16 protein-coding genes are annotated in these 21057 nt (G+C 57.7%); 3 read left to right on the top strand and 13 right to left on the bottom strand.

The genetic code is table 11. The features are described 5' to 3' along the window. Nucleotides 1-62 precede the first annotated feature (62 nt). From IE151_RS04060 to IE151_RS04000, 13 genes are all read right to left on the bottom strand, one after another. Nucleotides 63-818, bottom strand: a complete 756-nt coding sequence (locus tag IE151_RS04060) for an alpha/beta fold hydrolase (RefSeq protein WP_189488155.1) — start codon at nucleotides 816-818, stop codon at nucleotides 63-65. A 57-nt stretch (nucleotides 819-875) separates the two neighbouring features. Then, complete coding sequence (locus IE151_RS04055) at nucleotides 876-2621, bottom strand: tetratricopeptide repeat protein (protein WP_189488153.1); 1746 nt, start codon at nucleotides 2619-2621, stop codon at nucleotides 876-878. A 268-nt stretch (nucleotides 2622-2889) separates the two neighbouring features. Next, nucleotides 2890-4578, bottom strand: coding sequence for a 2-isopropylmalate synthase (gene leuA / locus IE151_RS04050; RefSeq protein ID WP_244636611.1), 1689 nt, complete (start codon nucleotides 4576-4578; stop codon nucleotides 2890-2892). 302 nt (nucleotides 4579-4880) lie between these two features. After that, nucleotides 4881-6077, bottom strand: a complete 1197-nt coding sequence (locus IE151_RS04045; RefSeq protein WP_189488151.1) for a benzoate/H(+) symporter BenE family transporter — start codon at nucleotides 6075-6077, stop codon at nucleotides 4881-4883. Between the two features lie 222 nt (nucleotides 6078-6299). Continuing rightward, nucleotides 6300-6881, bottom strand: coding sequence for an ATP-dependent Clp protease proteolytic subunit (locus tag IE151_RS04040; protein ID WP_189488149.1), 582 nt, complete (start codon nucleotides 6879-6881; stop codon nucleotides 6300-6302). Between the two features lie 106 nt (nucleotides 6882-6987). Continuing rightward, on the bottom strand, nucleotides 6988-8064 hold the full coding sequence (locus IE151_RS04035) for an AbrB family transcriptional regulator (RefSeq protein ID WP_189488147.1): 1077 nt from the start codon (nucleotides 8062-8064) through the stop codon (nucleotides 6988-6990). After that, a complete protein-coding gene (locus IE151_RS04030; protein WP_189488145.1) occupies nucleotides 8064-8978 on the bottom strand; it encodes a cation diffusion facilitator family transporter in 915 nt (304 codons plus the stop codon). Before IE151_RS04030 ends, IE151_RS04035 begins: the two co-directional genes overlap by 1 nt. 250 nt (nucleotides 8979-9228) lie before the next feature. Continuing rightward, on the bottom strand, nucleotides 9229-11418 hold the full coding sequence (locus IE151_RS04025; protein WP_189488143.1) for an anthranilate synthase: 2190 nt from the start codon (nucleotides 11416-11418) through the stop codon (nucleotides 9229-9231). Between the two features lie 268 nt (nucleotides 11419-11686). Then, a complete protein-coding gene (locus IE151_RS04020; RefSeq protein ID WP_189488141.1) occupies nucleotides 11687-13225 on the bottom strand; it encodes a DHA2 family efflux MFS transporter permease subunit in 1539 nt (512 codons plus the stop codon). 68 nt (nucleotides 13226-13293) lie between these two features. Then, the gene (locus IE151_RS04015) at nucleotides 13294-14385 is read right to left on the bottom strand and encodes an HlyD family secretion protein (protein ID WP_189488139.1); all 1092 of its coding nucleotides are present in this window, start codon (nucleotides 14383-14385) and stop codon (nucleotides 13294-13296) included. Between the two features lie 33 nt (nucleotides 14386-14418). Then, nucleotides 14419-14847 (bottom strand): MarR family winged helix-turn-helix transcriptional regulator, encoded by a 429-nt coding sequence (locus IE151_RS04010; RefSeq protein WP_189488136.1) that lies wholly within the window; start codon nucleotides 14845-14847, stop codon nucleotides 14419-14421. Between the two features lie 150 nt (nucleotides 14848-14997). Next, entirely contained in the window at nucleotides 14998-16677 is a 1680-nt protein-coding gene (locus IE151_RS04005) for a formate--tetrahydrofolate ligase (RefSeq protein WP_189488135.1), read from the bottom strand. Nucleotides 16678-16709: 32 nt separating this feature from the next. Further along, nucleotides 16710-17822, bottom strand: coding sequence for a DUF2333 family protein (locus IE151_RS04000; protein ID WP_189488133.1), 1113 nt, complete (start codon nucleotides 17820-17822; stop codon nucleotides 16710-16712). A 230-nt stretch (nucleotides 17823-18052) separates the two neighbouring features. On the opposite strand from IE151_RS04000, the gene IE151_RS03995 reads away from it, so the two are divergent. Genes IE151_RS03995 through choV form a run of 3 tightly spaced genes read left to right on the top strand, consistent with a single transcriptional unit; the run spans nucleotide 18053 to nucleotide 21045 of the window. After that, nucleotides 18053-18991, top strand: coding sequence for a choline ABC transporter substrate-binding protein (locus IE151_RS03995; RefSeq protein ID WP_189488131.1), 939 nt, complete (start codon nucleotides 18053-18055; stop codon nucleotides 18989-18991). A gap of 6 nt (nucleotides 18992-18997) precedes the next feature. Continuing rightward, nucleotides 18998-19855, top strand: a complete 858-nt coding sequence (choW, locus tag IE151_RS03990) for a choline ABC transporter permease subunit (RefSeq protein ID WP_189488129.1) — start codon at nucleotides 18998-19000, stop codon at nucleotides 19853-19855. Continuing rightward, entirely contained in the window at nucleotides 19852-21045 is a 1194-nt protein-coding gene (gene choV / locus IE151_RS03985; RefSeq protein WP_189488126.1) for a choline ABC transporter ATP-binding protein, read from the top strand. Before choW ends, choV begins: the two co-directional genes overlap by 4 nt. Nucleotides 21046-21057 lie beyond the last annotated feature (12 nt).

Raw genomic sequence — 21057 nt, 5'->3', positions numbered from 1 at the left:
TCTCACGGTTAACAGTTGGTGAACGGGCAATTGAAGGCCGGAAAGCGGCGTAATGAAGGCGTTCAGCCCGTGATTTCCTGCAATATCTGGGTAATCAGATCCGGCGCTTCGTCTATCAACATGTGCCCGCACCCTCTGAGCACATGCAAAGTCATCCCTTCGGGAAGATCATCGGTCTGCGAAAATGTCACAACGGAATCGACATCCCCCCAGAGGACATGAAGCGGCATTGGCAGTTCCGCCAACACATCCCGGTCGAGTTCGCCCTGTTTGCCCTCTTTCGACAGCCGTTTCTCGAGAGAAACCAGCGCCTCGACCTGACCAGGCTGCGCCCGCATGGCCAGTTGGCGTTGCAACATCTCCTCCGACGGCGGGTTGGCAGATGCATGCATGGCAGCAGATACCTCGCGCAACTCTTGCAAGGTAGTTGCCTTCGCGTATGAGGCGAGCAGACCGGAAGCAATGTCCGGCCCGAAGCCACCTGGCGCAAGAAGCGTGAGGCTACGGACATGATCCGGCTTCTGAAGCGCAATCAGAGCTGCTGCCGCCCCTCCCATCGAATGACCCGCTAGATGAAAAGACGGGATGCTCAGTTTATCCAGGGCTTCGAGCACCGCCGACGCGGAGGCTTTTACGCCCGTCTTCTCCAGGTGCAACGACGCGCCATGACCTGGCAGGTCGAAGGCGAGAATCGGAACATCCTTCGAAAGCGCTTCCGCAATCCTGCTCCAGTCCCCCGCACTCCCCCCGAAGCCATGCAAAAGAACCAAAGGCACCTTGCCCGAAGCTCGGTCTCCCCACGCTCTGAAATCCAGCATCCGGTTTCCTCCCGCAGAGAGACTAGAAGAGTCGATAGCCCTTAGATAGACCTTCCGTCACTGTTGCACCGAGTGGAGAACTCCGGTTCCAGCCTCGCGTAATGCTTCGACAAGAAGGGCTGTCTCACGCCGCGTGTCATCTGGCGCAAAAAGCAGCTCGGGATTTTGGATCGCGTGCGGCTCGACCGTTTCGAGTTTGCGCAAATAACGTCGCACCATCTCCTCGTCGCCATTGCGATGCGCCATGATGATGACAGCGGCGATATGTCGGGGACGGTCCGAGGTCTTCATCAACTGGCTGACATTATAGGCGTCCGTCCAGTCCCCGGTCATGAAGGAACCAACGAAGTAAGAATATTCCCACCACGCCGGATGCGCGCTCGAATAGATGAGCGAGCGTCCCAGCAGTTTTTTGCCTTCTTCATACTTTCCGCTGTTGATGAGCGAATAGCCATAGGCGGCAGCCATGCTGAGGTCGAAGATGTTAAGTTCATATGCACGCTTCATCCAGAATTCGGAGATATCGCGCTGCCCCAACATCGCGTGTACGAAGCCATAGGCCCGATGCGCATATGGACTTGTTGGGCCGCGTAAGACCGCCTTGCGCGCCATGGCCACGGCATCGTCAAAATCCAGATCATCGTCTTTTGCATAACCATCGACGACGCTCTTCGCGATGAGTGCCGATAGTTCCGAAAGCACAAGAGGCGAGCGCGAGCCTTCCTTCATCGCCCTGGTCAGACACCTATAGGCAGCATCAAACGTCGTCTGGTTCGACATCTGATAAAATGCGTCGTTGAGGCTTATGCAGTAGGTGACGCCGGAGGTCAGCCGACGGTTCTCAAGGAATCTGTAGATTGCCCCGGTTGCCGGACCGGTTTCCGTCATCATCGACGCAACGCGATCATTCAGCTCTTTCTGGGAAAGAGCATAGGCGAAGCTCCGTGAAAAAAGCACCTCATTCATCGGCCCGTAAACAAGTTCGGCAATAACCTCGTTGCCCTGCGGCCAATTCAGGAGCCGCACGTGGAAGTCCATTCTTCCTGTGGACACCCCACTACCGCTGTCCTGTTTGAATGAGAGAGTATCGAAGGACGAAATTGCCCGCCGAAGGGTCATAGCCACCGTTTGCACGGCTTTCGACTTATCGGGAGCGATAAGAGTGACGGTTGGAAGATCGTCGAGCATGTATAATGTCCGACTTCCCGTCTCTTCGATCGGGGAGAGAGCCCATCTTGATGAGGCCTGGCGCTTGTCGAGTCCGGGCGACAACGCCATCGCCACAGCGATCGCGCCAACAGCTATCGCGGCGAGAGCGAACATGCTACGGCGCTTGACCTTTTCCGTCGCCTCAGGCGGGATGAACGCGATTTTCGCTGCGCCATCGGCGGCTCCCGCCGCAGAAACATGCCCTGCCACCCCTGGCGAGGCAGGCTCATCTTCTGGCTGCAAATGTGCCGCAACATTATATTTGTAAGAAGGCACATATGTGCCGCGAGACAGAATGATCTGTACCGGGTCCCCACGTCCCTCATCAGCGTAGTACTGTACAACAAGATCGCGCAGGCGTCCCATCTGCACACGCACCACTGCATCCGACGCCGGATCAAAATCGGCACTGCGCCCGAACACGTCGATCGCCAGGCAAAATCCCTTCAGTTGATCCGTCTCGCCTGCCTGTTCTTTGTCGACCAGATGCTTCAGGAGATGTCGCGCCCGCTCTGACCGGCTGAAAATCGTGCTGGTGAGGACCTTTTGCAAAGCATCACCAATTTCGTTCGCCGAAGGGATTCGATCCGTCACAGCAACACCATCTGACTGCGTGGCTTCAAGGCAACAAGCTCAAGGTTTCGCACTTCACTAATGATAGCATTTCCGCCCGGTTCGGCGACGCACCGAATCCTGTACGAAGCCAGTCTAGTATGAATACCCGCCCGCGAAAGGACAGAAACTGCTTATAGTTTTGATCCCAAAAATGTTGCAACCTATCCATTTGTCGTAGGTGCGGGCCTCGTCAAAAAAAAGCGGGAGGTTTCCCTCCCGCCGCGTTGAACTCTCTGTGAAATGCGCGTCAGATGGTACGATTAACCGCCGACACGATGGCAGCCAAAGAGGCTGCGGAAATATTCGTGTTTATTCCGGCGCCGAAGACGCGTTTGCCATCCTTCTCCAGCTCTACGTAGGAAATGGCAGCAGCATTCGAGCCATGCTGGAGCGAGTGCTCGGCATAATCGGCAACCGAAAAATCTGTCCCGAGATGGTTTGACAAGGCGTTCACGAAAGCATCGATGGGACCAGTGCCCTCACCCGTGATCTGCTTCTCAATTCCACCATCCGAAATCGTCGCTTCGACGACGCGACGGTTGCGGTCGTCCCGGGCGGGATAGCTATGGTGATCAATGAATTTCAGACGAGTATTCGGCTGCTCGACATAGACCTCCATGAAACGCTCATAGATAGCCTTGGCGGGCAGTTCGCGACCATCCCGATCAGTGATCGTCTGGATATCCTCACGAAACTCAACCTGCAACTTGCGCGGCAGGTTGATACCATAATCGGCCTGCAGAATATAGGCGATCCCGCCCTTGCCCGACTGCGAATTGATGCGGATGATCGCCTCATAGGAACGTCCGACATCTTTCGGATCGATCGGGAGATAGGGGACTTCCCACAAGGGCTTATTAGCCGTCTTTATGGCCTTCATACCCTTGTTGATCGCGTCCTGATGGGAACCTGAGAAAGCCGTATAAACCAGTTCTCCCACATAGGGATGGCGCTCCGGAATGATCAACTGGTTGGAATATTCGTAGACTTCCTTCATGCGCGTAATATCCGAGCAGTCCAATTCGGGATCGACGCCCTGCGTGTACATGTTCAGGGCCAGCGTCACGACGTCTACATTGCCGGTGCGTTCGCCATTTCCAAACAGCGTACCTTCAACGCGATCCGCACCTGCCATCAGACCGAGTTCGGTGGCCGCAATGCCGGTACCCCGATCATTGTGCGGATGCAGCGAGATGATCAGGTTCTCTCGATTGTCGAGATTGCGGCACATCCATTCGATCTGGTCGGCATAGATGTTGGGCGTTGCCATCTCCACCGTAGACGGCAGGTTGATGATGAGCTTGTTTTCCGCGGTCGGCTTGATGATCTCGGTAACTGCGTTGCAAATCTCCAATGCGACTTCGAGTTCCGTCCCCGTGAAGCTCTCCGGAGAATACTGGAAACGATAGCCGCCGCCAGCTTTGGCAGCCATGTCGACGATCATCTTGGCAGCGTCGGTGGCAATTCGCTTGATACCGACGACATCCTTGGCGAAGACGACACGGCGCTGCAATTCCGACGTCGAATTGTAGAAATGCACGATCGGATTGTTCGCGCCTTCCAACGACTCGAAGGTACGCGTGATCAGTTCTGGACGGCACTGCACCAGGACCTGCATCGACACGTCTTCGGGAACGCCGCCGCGTTCTATCGCCCAGCGGGCGAAGTCGAAATCGGTTTGTGAGGCGGAGGGGAAACCAATCTCGATTTCCTTGAAGCCCATGTCGAGCAGGAGCTTGAACATGCGCTCCTTGCGGTCATGCCCCATAGGATCGACCAGCGCCTGGTTGCCGTCGCGCAAATCCACCGAACACCAGATCGGCGCCTTCTCGATACGTTTGGATGGCCAGATGCGATCGGCTATGTCGATCTTTGGATAGGCTTGATACTTCGTGGAAGCGAAGGGCATGCCCTTGGGTGCTCGTGCGGAAACCATATCGTTCATTTCATCTCTCCCGACCGCGCGCTTAACGCGTCATGACGGCCTTAAAATCTGGATTTCGGTGGCGGTTTGGCGGCAAGGAGCGATGCGGCAGTATCGACCACCGGGCGCCCCTTATCGGACCCGACGGTCGCGGATAAGGCCAAGTAGAAGGAGAGATGCAGGCGCACGCAAAGCCTCGCCGGTGAAAACCGGGGCAGTCGTCCAATTCTGGGAGCGGCGCGAAATCATCATGGCGCAATTCCTACAGAAGGATTTTTGCGCTGACAAGCGCAACTTTTGCAAAAAAATCTCGATCAAGCTTTGTTTTTCGTGCGCAGGCGGGAAATGCCTTGCGAAAGCGCCATCATCAAGCCGCCGCCGACCAAGCCCCAGAATGCTCCCGAGATGCCGGCGAAAGCAACGCCCGATGCCGTAACGAGGAAGGTGATGGCTGCTGCCTCGCGTGTTTCCGGCTCACGGAATGCAGCGACGACAGAGCCGGAAAAAGCGCCGACAAGCGCCAGTCCTGCAACCGCTTCTATAAGAATCGCGGGCGCTAGCGATACAAAGGCTGTGACACCTCCGGCAAGCAGGCCGAAGATCACGTAGCCGACACCGCCAATGATTGCGGCCCAGTAGCGCCGCTTGGGATCGGCATGCGCATCCGGACCAGCGCACATGGCAGCGGTGATGGCCGCCAGATTGACGGCATGCCCGCCAAACGGCGCAGCGAGTAGAGAGAAGAGACCGGTGGCAGCAAAGAGCGGACCCGGCACCGGCTTATAATCGTTCACTTTAAGAACTGCAATGCCGGGAATATTCTGCGACGCCATGGTGACGATGAAAAGCGGCAGCGCGATCGAAATCAGACCGGTCAGGGAAAATGCAGGCAGCACGAACTCCGGCGCGGCAAACAGCGATTGCGACAGGCGCGCAAACGAGCCGTCCGGAATATCGACGCCAAAAATCAGCACCAGTACGAAGGCAAGAAGCGCGGCCGGAACGGCAAAAAGGCGGTTGAAAGCTCCAACGACGATCCACGCCAGAACGATGGGGAGGCCAAGAGCCGGGCTTTCCGCAATCGCGCGCACCGGTGCAAAGCAGAGACCAAGAATGACACCCGCAAGCATGGCATTGGCCAGAGGCGCAGGAATGCTGGCAACAGCGCGGCCCAGCGGACGGAACAGTCCGGCGATGACAATCAGAACGGAACAGATGATGAAGGCCCCGACTGCGACGGGAAACCCGCCCGTAACGGCGCCGGTCGCCACCAGGAGAGCAGCACCGGGCGTCGACCATGCGATACTGACTGGAAGGCGCGTCGCAAAGCTCACGACGATGGCGCATAGCCCCATCGTGATCGATAGCGCCATAAGGCCGGACGCGGCCTGTGCCTCAGAAGCCCCTACAGCGCGCAGACCCGCAAGGACAACTGCGAACGAGCTTGCAAAGCCGACGAAAGCGGTAAGGCAACCCATGAACAGGCTTTGCGGCGAGAGGTCTTTCAGCATGGCGGGACTCGAGGCAATGAAATTGCGGGGGCAATATTAAAGGCAGACCAAAATTTGCCGCCAATGGCAAGCGCAAGCCGTCAGGCCAATACCCATCTTTCGTTGCGGCAGCTACGCTCCGCTCATCTGCCCAGCACTCATTGCAGCCAGACAAACGATACGATACGCGAAACAGCCCGCCGGCGGTGAGCCGACGGGCTGTTCAGCTCGATGCTCACCGGATCAGATTTCGGCTTGCGACGTGATGATGCGCGAGACGAGACCATACTCCTTCGCCTCTTCGGCAGAAAGCCAGTAATCGCGATCCATGTCTTTCTCGACGCGATCATAGGGCTGCCCGGTCGCCGCAGCGAAAAGCTTGATGAGGCGCTGGTTCATCTTGATGATCTCGCGCGCCTGGATTTCGATATCCGATACCATGCCGCGCGTGCCGCCCGAGGGTTGATGCAGCAGGAAGCGCGTGTTCGGCAGGCACAGACGATAATCCTGTTCCGCCGCGATGTAGATGAGCGCACCGGCCGACGCTACCCAGCCTGAACCAATCACCCAGACGCGCGGCTTGATGAACTTGATCATGTCGTGGATGGAGTCGCCAGACTCGACGTGACCGCCCGGTGAATTGACGAAGATGCGGATGTCATCGTCGCTTGCGGCCGCAAGTGCCACAAGTTGCGAGCATACCTTCTGCGCCAACTCCTGCGTGATGCCGCCATAGATGAAAATCGACCGCGACTTGAACAGATTGGCTTCGGTTTCCTTGCCGAGCGTCAGTTCCGATTTCTTGTCGTCGTCGTCTTCGTTCATGAAATATCTCCGCTGGAGTGATTCATCTGCAATCGTGGGAATCGTAGATAGGCCTAAGTCTGACGAAGCACAATGGAGCACAAGCCCCTCTCGCAGGAAAGAGCTGTTAGCTGCGGGCAGCGACGAAACGCGAGATAGCCGGACCGAAGGCCAGTAGGAAAAGAAAGCGAGCCGTCTGGATCGCCATGACGAAAGTGAGATCGACGCTTTTCGACGCGGCAGCAATGATTGCCACTGAATCCAGCCCGCCTGGGCTGGTTGCCAGGTAGGCGGTCAGCAGGTCTATCTCAAGGGCATAGACCAGCAGCACGGCGAGCGACCCGGAAAATAGCAGCAACGCAATGATGGCAGCCAGAATATGCGGCAGCCTCCGCATCGCGTAAAGCAGTACGTCGCGTTCGAATTTCAGGCCGATGGTCCAGCCAATCAACGCATAGGAAAGACCAAGCAGCAGTTCCGGCACTTCGTAGGAAATCCAGCCCGTGAGATGCAGCAGGCCGCCGAAGAAGAAGGGGCCAAGGAAGGACGCGGCAGGCAGGCGCAGCAGGCGCGCGACATAGGCGGCGATCAAGGCCACGACAAGCGTAAGTGCGACCGTCCCGACATGGATGGGCGCAAAGAAATGATGGACAGGCGCGGCGGAAGCACCGGGTGTTACCCATAAGCTTGCAACGAATGCAGCAGCCACCGTGACGATGATGACGCGCAAATATTGCATAAAGGCTACAAGACGCATGTCCGCGCCGAATTCGCCCGCCATAAGAACCATGACGCTGGCGGCTCCCGGCGAAGATCCCCAGACGCCAGTGGTTCCGGGTAGTACGCGAGTGCGCGACAGAAGCCAGCCAAGCAGGCTGCTTGCAGCAACGGTCGCGATAACAACCATGGCGACCAGCAAGCCATCGCTCCAGAAGGCCGAGAAGAACGCTCCGTTTAACACCACCGAAACGGAAATCCCTACGACCACCTGCCCGAAGGTGAACGCGTGCTTGTTCAGCGAAATACCAAGATTGCTGCAGCTGACAATGATGCCCGCCACCAGCGGTCCGAGCAGCAAGGCAGCTGGCAAGCCCATGCTGTCGACACCATAAGCTATTGCGCCCGAAAGCGTCAGCAAGAGCAGCCAGCGGAAAAGCACTTGAGGCAAAGGCAGGCCTGCTTCTTTCGCTTCAGGCGTTTTCATCAGGCAAAAGGCACCGCGCTTGTACCGGGTGGAAGCTTCGCCTCCTCCTCCGGTTCGACATGGATATGAATGCGTGCATCCTCGATCTCGGCTTCGAGCGCCGCTTCAATCCGGTCACAGATGACATGCGCGTCACCAACGGTCATGCCAGCATCCACAACCAGATGAAATTCGATGAAGGTCGCTCGCCCCGCGATACGGGTCTTCAGGTCGTGCACCTCCAGCGCGCCTTCAGCATTGGCCGAAATAATATCGCGGATCTTCATGTGATCTTCGGTATCGACCGCCGCATCCATCAGGCCGTTCAGGGAGGAGGCGATGACATGCCCGCCCTGCCAGAGAATGTTGAGTGCAACGACGAGCGCCAGCAACGTGTCGAGGACAAGCCACCCTGTAAGAACCGCGCCGATGAGGCCTGCCAGGACACCGACGGACGTGACCACGTCCGTCATGATGTGGCGTCCATCAGCGCTCAGGGCTGGTGAACGATGCTTGCGACCGGCACGAAGCAGGACCTGCGCCCAGAAGAAATTCACAGCAGTGGCAAGGCTATTCACCGCCATGCCTTCCCATGGCTGATCGAGTGCGACAGCCGGGATCTGCCACGCTTTCCAAACCTCCATGAGGATGAGGAGCGCCGCGAGAACGATCAGCACGCCTTCAAGCACGGCAGAAAAATACTCCGCCTTGTGATGACCGAACGGATGGTCCTTGTCGGCTGGCATGTGGCTGACGCGAATAGCATACCAGGCTGCCAGCGAGGCCACGACATTGACGATGGATTCCAGAGCGTCTGAATAGAGCGCGATCGACCCGGTAAGCCACCAGGCGAAGGTCTTCAAGGCCAGGACGATAATTCCGACGGCAATAGACCAAAGCGCGAGCCGCTGAACTGTTTGGTTGGCCTCGGACATGTCTTCCCTCGTGCAAGTCAATGAGCGCTTGCTAGGCTTTTGTCCGCCCGAACACAAGAAGTTCAACGCGAAAAGCTGCTACGCGGCAGGTGCACTGCTCGCCGCGTCTGGGTTTAGCCATTCGTAAGAAAATCACCCCGGTACCCCTAACGAGAAGGCGGGGTTGAGCTGGCGCAGTGATGGGGATGCTGGGCTTGGCCAGTTCCTCCCCATCATCGCGCAGGGTTAACAGACCCTGACAGACATGATCTCACGCCGCCTTGCGCCTAGCCAGCTTCGGCAGATTCGCGACGACGTTCTCGATCATCTTCATGCCGGCATCCTGACCGAGCGTCATGATCGATTCAGGGTGGAATTGCACAGCCGCAACCGGCTCCGACTTATGCTCTATGCCCATGATAACACCGTCTGCCGTTTCCGCCGTCACCACGAACTCCGAGGGCAGACGCTCACTATCTGCAAAAATCGAATGATAACGTCCCACGGTGACCTCCTGCGGCAGGCCGGCAAAGACGATTCCCGGATCGACGATGCGGATGCGGGAGGGCTTGCCATGCATCGGCACGTGCAGATGCCGCAGCTCGCCGCCATAAGCTTCCGCCAGCGCCTGGAGGCCGAGGCAAACACCGAAGATCGGCAGATTGCGCGCACGTGCCTGGCGGATCGAGGTCTTGCAGTCGAAATCGGTCGGGGAGCCGGGTCCAGGCGACAGCACAACGAGATCAGGATTGACACTCTCGAACACCGCGTCGGTCAGCGGGGGGCGCACAGTCGTGACCTGTGCACCGGTCTGGCGGAAATAATTGGCAAGCGTATGCACGAATGAATCCTCGTGATCGATCAACAGGATCGAAACGCCTTCACCGGGTTTTTCCTTGGTTGCCTGAGCAGCACTCTTTTCCTGCACGCCTGCCTCCCTGATCGCCGTCAGCATAGCCGATGCCTTCAGCTCGGTTTCCCGTTCTTCTTCCATCGGGTCGGAATCGTGCAGAAGCGTCGCCCCTGCCCGCACCTCGCCGATACCATCCTGAATGCGGATGGTGCGCAGCGTCAGTCCCGTATTCATATCGCCGTTGAAATTGACCATGCCGATAGCACCGCCATACCAGGCACGCGCGCTTTTCTCATGGTTCTCGATAAAACGCATCGCCCAGAGCTTCGGCGCACCCGTTACGGTAACGGCCCAGGCATGCGAGAGAAAGGCATCGAACGCATCCATGCCTTCACGCAGACGCCCTTCTATATGATCCACAGTGTGGATCAGGCGCGAATAGATTTCGATCTGACGACGGCCGATGACACGCACAGAACCCGGCTCGCATACTCTGGACTTGTCGTTGCGATCGACGTCCGAACACATGGTGAGTTCGGACTCGTCCTTTTTCGAGTTGAGCAGCTTGAGTATCTGCTCGCTGTCCTCAATGGCATCGCGGCCGCGTTTGATGGTACCGGAAATCGGGCAGGTCTCGACGCGCCGGCCATTGACCCGCACGAACATTTCCGGCGAGGCTCCAATCAGATATTCCTGCTCACCCAGATTGATGAAGAAGGAATAGGGCGACGGATTGATACTTTTCAACTTGCGCGAAATGTCAGACGGCTTGTTCTCGACGCGCTCGTAAAACATCTGCCCCGGCACGACCTCGAAAAGATCGCCGCGCTTGAAGCTTTCCTTGGCCTTGTCTACGAGACGGGCAAACTCACCCGGTCTGTGATCACCGGTTGCCGGAATGCTTTCGGCCTTGCGGAAAGGTTCGGAAGCACCGCCGCGCGCATGTCCCTTCGTATCGAAGGTGTCACCGGAAAATTCATAGGCATCGACCCAGGCCAACGCCTGATAATGATCGACCACCAACACTTCGTCCGGCAGGTAAAGCACGAGATCGCGCTGGCTTTCCTTCCGATCAAGCTTCAGAGCAATCGGATCGAACTGGAAGGCCAGATCATAGCCGAAGGCGCCGTAGAGTCCGAGATTTCCGTCTTCAGGCGACTTGAAGAGCGAAACAACAGCGCGCAGCACACTGAAAACGGAGGGAACCCGCGAACGCTCTTCTTCCAGTACCGGACCTTCCGGCTCGGCGATCGAAATGATGAGTTTCGTCGCACCTTGTTCGGTGACGCTGACCGCTTCAAGCCCTGTGACAACCGGGACAATACCCTTCAGCAACTGTTCGCCTCGGACATTCAAAGCCTCGATGCGCAATACGCGACCGCGCGAGGAAATGACTAGCGGCGGATCGATGATGGCCGCATCCCACCGGGTATAGCGGCCAGGATATTCGTAATTGGATGAAAAGACCGCGCCGCGACGCTCGTTCAATCCGTCGATATAGCTGTCCAGTGCATTCGCATACGTCACGTTCCGACGCGTGCGTTCGACGCGAACGCCACCGTCCGTTTCGAATGCGTGGGGCTGTACCATATCCTGCTGAGTTGCCATGCCATTCCCTCTCGATCATGATGCCTGGGTCCGGGGAAGGTCTTCTCGCGTCAAACAAAAAGCCGCCCGGATATTCCGTAGCGGCCTGATTTCTTACGCGCACATGCAAGTAAGTCGAGCCGCTGTCAGCGACCCCACCACCAAAGCTTGCTATTTGCGATACGTGTGTTCATGGGCGAAGTCATAGCGCGAGGAAAGGGAGAGCGCAATCGGGAAAACATGCATAATTCCTGCCAGTAATGTAGAGCGACGCGGACTACCGGCACTCCTAATCCATATGCACCTGCGGGGCTTCGCCTGCACTTGCCTTCGGCTTGCGCAGGAGTAAGGCAAGCGGGATTGCACAAAGGGTAACTACCATCATCAGCTTGAAATCGTTTACGTAAGAAATCATCAGCGCCTGTTGATTGACGAGTTGGTCAATCGTCGACAGTGCCGACGGATCGCCCTGTGCCGCCTGAGGCGAGAGCGCCCGCAGATTCGGGTTGAACGGATTGACGAACTGCGACAGTTCGGAATGGTTGATCTGCGTATTGCGCGTCAAAAGAACGGTGACCATCGAGATACCGATGGAGGAACCCAGATTCCGTACAAGAGAGAACAAACTCGCCGCGTCGGTACGAAAATTTGACGGGAGCGTGGCGAAAGCGACCGTGGACAGAGGAACGAAGACAAGCCCCAGGCCAAGCCCCTGGATGACGCCGGACCAGATGATGAGGTGATCGTCCATCTGCGGCGAAAACCCGCTCATCATATAAAGAGAAAGCGAAGTCAGCGACAACCCCGCAACAACCAGGACACGCGCGTCGATGAGCTGCACCAGCCGCCCCACGAGAATCATCGAGATCATCGTGCCGACGCCGCGCGGGGCCATGACGAGACCCGTCAGGATCGTGGGATGGTTGAACAGCTTCGACAGCATTGGCGGAAGCAAGGCAAGGCTTGCGAGAAGAATGATGCCGATGATGAAGATGAAGACGAGGCCCGTCAGGAAGTTGCGGTCGGCGAAGATTTTCGGGTCGATGAACGTGTCGCGATTCATCGCCAGATGCATGGTGAAAACCCAGAAACCGGTGAGGCACAGGCCAAGCTCGATCCAAATTTCCACTGCCGAAAACCAGTCCACCTCCGCTCCCCGATCCAGCATGAGCTGCAGGGCGCCGACGCCAAGCGACAGCATGGCAAAGCCAAAGAAGTCGAAGCCGCGCGCGCGCCTGGCAACAGCGGGAAGCGAAGTCACGCAACCGAGAAACGCGATGATGCCGATGGGCAGGTTGACGAGAAAGACCCAGCGCCAGCCGAGCGTCTCGGTGAGCCAACCGCCCAGCGTCGGACCGATGATCGGGCCGACCATGATGCCGGCACCCCACATCGCCATTGCCTGGCCATGCTTTTCCTTCGGGTTGATATCCAGCAGGAAGGTTTGCGACAACGGAACGATAGAAGCGCCGAACAGACCTTGCAGAAGGCGAAAGCCCACCATGGACGGCAGGCTCCAGGCCATGCCGCACATAAGCGACGTTGCAGTGAAGCCGACAATGCAGGTGAGGAAAAGTTCACGTCGGCCAAAGCGGTCGGCAAGCCATCCCGTCACAGGCGTGGCAATGGCGGCTGCAACGATATAGGACGTCAGCACCCAGTTGATCGTATCCTGCGAGGCGTCCAGATCACCTACCATGTCGGGCAGAGCGACATTGGCGATGGTCGTGTCGAGCACCTGCATGATGGTAGCAAGCATCACCGAAATGGTGATGAGCCCACGCCGCAAAACGGGGGCATCGGATGCGGAAGTTGCGCTCGCACTCATATGCTTATTCTCCGCAGCACAAAGATTATGCGCCGCATGAACTTATTGAATCGAGTTTTCGGACAGTGTCAGAACCAGTTGAAAAGACTCTTGAAACCGCGAGCCACGCCAGTATCGACGGTGACGGTGGCGCTCATACCTGTGCGCAGAATGATTGCCTCATCCGGATCCTTCAGTTCAACGCGAACGGGGATACGCTGCGTGACCTTGACCCAGTTGCCGGTCGCGTTCTGCGCCGGAAGCAGGGAAAACTCCGCCCCTGTTCCGGCACCAATCGACGTCACTTCCGCCTCTAATTTGCGCCCCGGATAGACGTCAAGTTCAAGCTCCGCCGGCTGACCAACCTGCATATGCGTGAGTTGCGTTTCCTTGAAATTGGCATCGATCCAGCTGTGCTGCGTCTCCACCAGAGCGAAGGTCGACGTGCCGGCATTAACGAACTGGCCCTCGCGGAAGGAGGAGGCCTGGTAAACAATGCCGTCGGCAGAAGCGTGAACGACCGTATGATCGAGTTGATATTGCGCCTTGTCGAGCGCGGCTTTCGCGGCCAGCACACTCGGATGCTGATCGACGGGCGAATCCGGATTACCACCAAGAGCGGCGGCTGCGCCATCGAGTGCTTGTTGCGCGACGCTTACGGCCTGCGTTGCACGCGCCAGGTCGCGCGTAGCTTGATCCGCGCTGGAATGGGTCGAAACACCGCGCGCCAGAAGCGAGTTCTCGCGTTCGGACTGCGCGCGCGCAAAGGTAAGGTCGCTCTGTGCGGAGGCGAGTTGCGCCTTGGCCTGCCCATAAGCTGCGCGTAACTGTTCGACGCTGAGACGCGCAGAAGCAAGCGATGCTTCGGCCTCGGCCAATGCTATGCGATAGGGTTCGGCATCAACCGCAAAGAGCAGATCCCCCTTCCTCACTTCCTGCCCGTCCTGCACAGCCACTTCCACAACACGCCCGCCGATTTCAGCCGCAACGTTGATGCGAACCTGCTTGAGATTGGCATTCTCCGTCTCCTGAAAACGGCCGCCGGTGACCCAGACGTAGCCACCGCCGACAGCAAGAACAAGCGGCAACGCCAGCATAAACAGAGCTTTGCGGCCCTTGCCTCTTTTCTTAGCTGGAGCATTTACAGCCTGATCTTCTTCGATCTTTGAAATGGCGTTCATCGTCATTCTTCCTCAAGCAGCCGACAGGCGCTTCTACTCGTTCAGATTTCCGTTCACCGTGGCGAGCGCAGTCAGCATCGTTTCCCGGTCCTGGGCGCTGAGACCCTCAAGGGCCTCCTCATAGACCGATGCGGCGACTGCCTTGATTTCGGCGAAAGCCTCGCGCCCCTGATCCGTCGCATAGATCAGGCGCATGCGACGGTCTTCCGGATGCGGGCGCCGCTCTATCCAGCCGCCCCTTTCCATCCGGTCAAGGAGGCGCGAAACGGAAATCGGCTCAATATCAAGCAGCTGGGCGAGGCGCGCTTGCGCAGCACCTTCTTCCTGCACGAGGCTGGCCAGCAGGCGCCATTGCGCCGCGGATAATCCATGCGTAGCAATCCGCGCCTCGAACCGCTTATGCAGAAGGCGGTTGGCGTCGAAGATGAGCGCAGCGAAACTTTTTTCTTTCCAGCAATTCATACGCATCCATTATAATGAGCAGGCTTATAACGCAATCGTGATTTTGCAGCGCAACCATGCAATTCTGCAAGGTCGACAAAGCGGAACGAAAAAGCGACGCAGGTCGGAACGCTACGCCGCTTTTCGAATCTGGTTCAGAGATTGAGGAAGCTAGAAGAGCCCTTCGATCCGACCTTCTGCATCAAGCCGTATGCGTTCAGCGGCAGGATGACGCGGTAGACCGGGCATTGTCATCACCTCGCCGCAGATCGCGACGACGAAGCCCGCACCGGCGGAAAGCCGGACCTCTCGCACGGGCACGATGTGCCCGGAAGGCGCGCCACGCAGGGCAGGATTGGTCGAGAAGGAATATTGCGTCTTGGCCATGCAGACAGGCAGATGCCCGTAACCAGCCTTCTCCCACTCCGCCAATTGATCGCGAACGCGCGCATCCGCGGCGACTTCCGCACCATGATAGATGCGCTTCACCACCGTTTCGATTTTGTCGAACAAGCTGATCTCGTCGCGATAGAGCGGCGTGAAATCGGCTTTGCCGGAATTTGCGACCGCGACAACCTTGTGCGCCAGCTCCTCAATGCCAGCCGAGCCATGTGCCCAGTGACGGCACACGATTGCTTCTTCCCCAAGCGAGGCCGTATATGCCTTTACCACGTCGATTTCGGCATCAGTGTCCGTGTGGAAATGGTTGATTGCAACGATGACCGGCACACCGAACTGCCTGACGTTTTCGATATGACGGCCAAGATTCGAACATCCCTTCTGAACCGCTGAAATATCTTCGGCTCCGAGCGCTTCCTTTGCAACGCCGCCATTCATCTTCAAGGCACGCACTGTGGCGACAATAACCGAAGCGGCAGGTCGCAAGCCCGCTTTGCGGCATTTGATATTGAAGAATTTTTCTGCGCCGAGATCGGCGCCGAAGCCCGCTTCCGTCACGACGTAGTCGGCAAGCTTCAAGGCTGCCTTTGTAGCGATGACCGAATTGCAGCCATGGGCGATGTTGGCGAAAGGCCCCCCATGCACGAATGCAGGCGTGTTCTCTATGGTCTGGACCAGATTGGGCTGTATGGCTTCCTTCAGAACAACCGCCATGGCTCCATCCGCATTCAGATCCCGGGCGTAGACGGCACTCTTGTCATAACGATAGCCGATGACAATATCGCCCAACCGCTTTTCGAGATCGGCCGGATCGCTGGCAAGGCAGAGGATAGCCATGATTTCCGACGCAACGGTGATATCGAAACCCGTTTCGCGCGGAAAGCCATTGGAGACGCCACCCAGCGAGGTCACCACGCCACGCAAGGCGCGATCGTTCATATCCATCACCCGGCGCCAGGTAACACGTCGCGGATCGATATCCAGAGCATTGCCCCAGTAGATATGATTGTCGATCATGGCCGCAAGCAGATTATGCGCCGTCGTAATCGCGTGAAAATCACCGGTAAAATGGAGGTTGATTTCCTCCATCGGCACGACCTGGGCATAGCCGCCGCCTGCCGCCCCGCCTTTCATGCCGAAGCAGGGGCCGAGCGACGGTTCGCGCACACAGATCAACGCATTCTCACCAATTCGGCGCAGACCGTCACCAAGGCCCACGGTGGTCGTCGTCTTGCCCTCGCCTGCGGGCGTCGGGTTGATCGCCGTGACGAGGATCAGCTTGCCATCTTCGCGATCTTGAAGGGAACCCAGGAACGAGGCGGAAATCTTCGCTTTGTCATGGCCGTAGGGAAGCAACGAGGCAGGCGGAATTCCCAAAGCCTCGCCGATTTCCTGTATAGGCTTCAACGACGCGCCACGCGCGATTTCAATATCGCTTTTATCTTCCGCCACGCTCTTTGTCCCTCATAGTCTTTTGGTTGATTTTATCGATCGAGGATCGAGCGCATTTCCACGAGATTGGAGCGGAAACGCAGAAGGTGAAAGCCGATATTTGCCAGGTGAGAGGGCATGAACCAGCCATCCTCAGGACCGTTGGAAACAATCCATGGCTGCAGGTTCAGGCCCGCACGCAGCTGTTGATCCATTGCCGTCCAGATACGATCAAGGTCGCGCTGGCGAACCACAACGTCGAAATCGGCGCGAGCCGCTCTCAGAATTCCGTAATAGCCATAAAGCTGACCATAGGCGAACCAGAAGCGATCGTCGGCGCGCGTGTCGAATGGTCCACGGCTGTTATTCTGAATCTGGCTGCTGAGAATATCGGACGTCGAACCAATATCGCTCGCAATGCGGTCGAAGAGCTGGACGAGATTATCCGACCGCGCGTCAAACACGACGAGGCATTGCTCAAGGCGCGCGTTGAAGGCGCGCAAATCCTGGATCGCCTGACGATGGAAGCTCGGCGTCGGCGTCTTGAAGCCAAACGGGCTCAGCCCGAAATACCAGCTGTACTCGTCATATTGCATATTGCCACGGGCCGACTGCAAATTATTGTCGATCTGCGAAGTGCCACGCACGCGCCCAAGCGTATCGACAAGTTCGACCGTGACGCGGCGGATCGCCTGATTGACACCGCGCTGGAAGGACGCCTTGTTGTCCATAAAAGGCGTGTCGTCCCAGTCCATGCCGAAGAAACCCAGCCGGTAAAGCAGCATGGAGGAGATCCAGGCGTTCTGATTGACGTTGAAGTCGATCAGATCGGCCGTAACGTTCACGACGGCAGAGGGTGCACAGGTCTTGATCGCCGCATCGCCGGTTTCAACCGCCTGCGCTGGCTGAGTAGCTTGCGCAGCATTGGCGTTGCTGGCCGAGAAATTATAGCGCTCCACATAGTCTGGTTCGAAATTCGTCCAAACCTGCGTCTGCACCAGAAAATAGCCGTAAAGGAAGATACCAAGCGCCAGAACGGCAGCAACCAAACCGCGCCATATCCAACCAAGGCGGAGAAAAATATGATAGAGTGCCCGGAAAGGCCAGGCGACAGCCCGCTTGAGAAGCTGACCGGCGCTGTAGAGAAACTCCTTGAACGCGTCCATTCACAAGGCCCTTCATCTGGTGACGTTCCATTCAGATAGACGTTTCCGCGCGTTATCTCCACCTGTGCTTGCGATTTTCATTGCGGGATTCACATGATCGACAAGTAAAGGGGCATTTTTTGTGGGCGGCAGAGCCATCATTCTGGACTCTTAATGCCGCATGACCCACAACCGGAACCAAATGGCGCGCAATCTCTTTGCAGCGTCTAATGCGAAACCGGAGCCGACCGATGCCCAAACGCCTCGCCCTTCTAATCGCCGCCGCCCTGCCCCTCGCGTCGCCGGCTCTCGCTGCCGAAGCGGAATCCTGCAAGGTCGTACGATTCTCGGATGTCGGTTGGACAGATATAACCGCGACGACCGCAACGGCGAGCGTCGTGCTCAAGACCTTGGGCTACGAGCCTGAAACGGAGATGCTCTCCGTACCTGTAACCTTTCAGTCGCTTGCCAAGAACGACATCGACGTCTTCCTCGGCAACTGGCAGCCTACCATGGCCGCAGATATAAAGCCCTATCTCGATGCAAAAACCGTCGATGATCTGGGTGCCAACCTAGAAGGCGCGAAATATACGCTGGCGGTTCCCACCTATACCTATGAGGCGGGTCTCAAGACCTTTGCCGATATTGCCAAGTTCAAGGACCAGTTGGGTGGTGAAATCTACGGCATCGAAGCGGGCAATGACGGCAATCGGCTGATCCAGAGCATGATCGACGAGGGCAAGTTCGACCTGAAAGGCTTCAAGCTGGTCGAAAGTTCGGAGGCGGGTATGGTTTCATCGCTGCAACGCGCCATTCAGAATGAAAAGCCAATCGTTTTCCTCGGTTGGGAGCCGCATCCGATGAACGCGAATTTCAAGATGACCTATCTTGAAGGGGGTGACGAGGTGTTTGGTCCTAATCTGGGCGGCGCAACCGTGCATACCGCGACCCGCTCCGGTTATGTGAGCGAGTGCGCCAATGTCGGGAGATTCTTCACGCAGCTGAAATTTTCATTGGCAATGGAAAATGAGATCATGGGCAAAATCCTTAATGACGGCGCGGACCCGGAAGATGCGGCCAAGGAATGGCTGGCCGCCAATCCGGACGCATTTGCGCCCTGGGTAGACGGGGTAACAACCTTTGACGGCGAAGACGCGGTGGCAGCATTACGCGAAGAGCTTGGGCTCTAACGCGTAGTGGACCCGATCAGCGACCTGATAGCGGCGGAAAAAATTCCAGTCGGACGCTGGGGCAAACTCGCGTTCGACGCCCTCGCCTCCAATCTCGGATGGGCCTTTGATGCGCTCTCGAGTGGCCTTCGCGGCGTGCTCGACGGTGTTATCGATTTGCTCGTCTCGGTACCGCCCGTTATGATGATCGCGCTGATCGCCGCTCTTGCTTACGCGCTCCAGCGTTCGCTGTGGCTGGCGGCCGGAACCGCCCTCGGGTTGCTCTTCATCCTTAATCAGGGGCTATGGGAAGAGACGCTTCAAACACTGGTGCTTGTCGTCTCCGCAGCTTTTGCTTCAATGGCGATCGGTGTGCCGATCGGCATATGGGCCGCGCATAGACCGCGTGTTTACGCCATGCTGCAGCCTATCCTCGATCTGATGCAGACGATGCCGACTTTTGTCTATCTTATCCCGGTGCTGATTCTGTTTGGCCTGGGCATAGCACCCGGTCTCATCGTCACCGTGATCTTTGCAGCCCCCGCGCCGATCAGGCTCACCTATCTCGGCATCCACAGTGTGCCGGCGCCCCTCCTCGAAGCCGGGCGGGCCTTCGGCGCGACCAAGCGCCAACTGCTTTGGAAGGTGGAGCTGCCGTCTGCCGCGCCGACCATTATGGCTGGCCTGACGCAATGCATCATGCTCTGCCTTTCCATGGTCGTCATCGCTGCGCTCATCGGCGCCGATGGTCTGGGTAAGCCGGTAGTGCGGGCACTGAATACGGTCAACGTGCCGCTTGGCCTTGAGGCAGGTCTTTCAATCGTTATCCTGGCGATCATGCTTGATCGCATCAGCCGCCTGCCCCAGCGGAGGCGAAAGCCGTGACGGCCGCAATCGAGTTCCGGGACATCGATGTCGTCTTTTCCGACGATCCAGCACGCGCACTCAGCCTGCTCGATCAGGGCAAGACCCGCGACGAAATCGCAGCGCAGGCGCGCGCCGTCGTCGGTTGCGCCAATGTCTCGCTCAGCATCCAGCCAGGCGAGATATCGGTACTGATGGGGCTCTCCGGCTCCGGCAAGTCAACACTGCTGCGCACGGTCAACCGCCTGAACGCGCCCACGCGCGGCAAGGTTCTGGTCAACGGCTCGGATGGTCTGGTTGACACAGCGCGCTGTGACGAAAAACGTTTGCGCGCTATTCGTCGCAACGACGTGGCGATGGTCTTCCAGCAGTTCGCGCTGCTTCCCTGGCGTACGGTCGCCGACAATGTAGCACTCGGTCTTGAATTCTCCGGACTGCCACAACGGCAGCGGCGCGAACGTGTCGAAGAACAACTCGATCTCGTCGGCCTCACCCAATGGCGCGAAAAATATGCGCATGAGCTTTCGGGAGGCATGCAGCAGCGCGTGGGACTTGCTCGCGCCCTCGCCACACATGCACCGATCCTTTTGATGGACGAGCCCTTTTCAGCTCTCGATCCGCTGATCCGGGCCAAATTGCAGGACGATCTTCTTGACCTGCAGAACCGCCTGAAGAAAACGATCCTTTTCGTCAGTCACGATCTCGACGAGGCGCTGAAGCTCGGCAACCGCATCTCGATCATGCAGGATGGGCGTCTCATCCAGAACGGTGCGCCGGAGGAGATCGTTCTCAGTCCGGCCAATGATTACGTGCGCGAGTTCATCGCAAGCGTCAATCCACTCTCCTTCCTCACCGCGTGGAATATCATGACGGACTGGCGCGACCTGGACGCCGAGAATGACAGGCTCTGGCTCGATACTGCGCACAGGGCATTTGTCTCGCTAGATATTGATCGCCGCATAGAGGCCGCTAAGCTCGACGGCGACGCCGCCACGATCATTCCGTGCGATGTCGATCCGCAGGAATGGCCGGCAGCGCCCGGGATCTTCGTTGCCACGCCGGAAACATCCCTGCGGAAGGTGGTGCTTGCCATGCATCATGCGGGAGCAGCACCGATCGCTATTATGGATCGCGACAACCGCCTCATGGGCGCGGTTTCGATCGAAGCAGTTTTGAAAGCCATCGTACGACGGGAGACGCGCGGCGGCTAGTTCCGTTTTCCT

The sequence above is a fragment of the Limoniibacter endophyticus genome, from assembly GCF_014652835.1.
Lineage (GTDB): Bacteria > Pseudomonadota > Alphaproteobacteria > Rhizobiales > Rhizobiaceae > Limoniibacter > Limoniibacter endophyticus.
The sequence above is the reverse complement of the archived record's forward strand: the minus strand, read 5'-3'. Positions and strand labels throughout refer to the sequence as shown.

Coding starts and splice junctions, on each gene's coding strand:
- IE151_RS04045 (WP_189488151.1), bottom strand. CDS start 6,077: ATGCTGAAAGACCTCTCGCCGCAAAGCCTGTTCATGGGTTGCCTTACC.
- IE151_RS04010 (WP_189488136.1), bottom strand. CDS start 14,847: ATGAATTGCTGGAAAGAAAAAAGTTTCGCTGCGCTCATCTTCGACGCC.
- IE151_RS03995 (WP_189488131.1), top strand. CDS start 18,053: ATGCCCAAACGCCTCGCCCTTCTAATCGCCGCCGCCCTGCCCCTCGCG.
- IE151_RS04040 (WP_189488149.1), bottom strand. CDS start 6,881: ATGAACGAAGACGACGACGACAAGAAATCGGAACTGACGCTCGGCAAG.
- IE151_RS04060 (WP_189488155.1), bottom strand. CDS start 818: ATGCTGGATTTCAGAGCGTGGGGAGACCGAGCTTCGGGCAAGGTGCCT.
- IE151_RS04020 (WP_189488141.1), bottom strand. CDS start 13,225: ATGAGTGCGAGCGCAACTTCCGCATCCGATGCCCCCGTTTTGCGGCGT.
- IE151_RS04015 (WP_189488139.1), bottom strand. CDS start 14,385: ATGAACGCCATTTCAAAGATCGAAGAAGATCAGGCTGTAAATGCTCCA.
- IE151_RS04000 (WP_189488133.1), bottom strand. CDS start 17,822: ATGGACGCGTTCAAGGAGTTTCTCTACAGCGCCGGTCAGCTTCTCAAG.
- IE151_RS04035 (WP_189488147.1), bottom strand. CDS start 8,064: ATGAAAACGCCTGAAGCGAAAGAAGCAGGCCTGCCTTTGCCTCAAGTG.
- IE151_RS04025 (WP_189488143.1), bottom strand. CDS start 11,418: ATGGCAACTCAGCAGGATATGGTACAGCCCCACGCATTCGAAACGGAC.
- IE151_RS04030 (WP_189488145.1), bottom strand. CDS start 8,978: ATGTCCGAGGCCAACCAAACAGTTCAGCGGCTCGCGCTTTGGTCTATT.
- leuA (WP_244636611.1), bottom strand. CDS start 4,578: ATGGTTTCCGCACGAGCACCCAAGGGCATGCCCTTCGCTTCCACGAAG.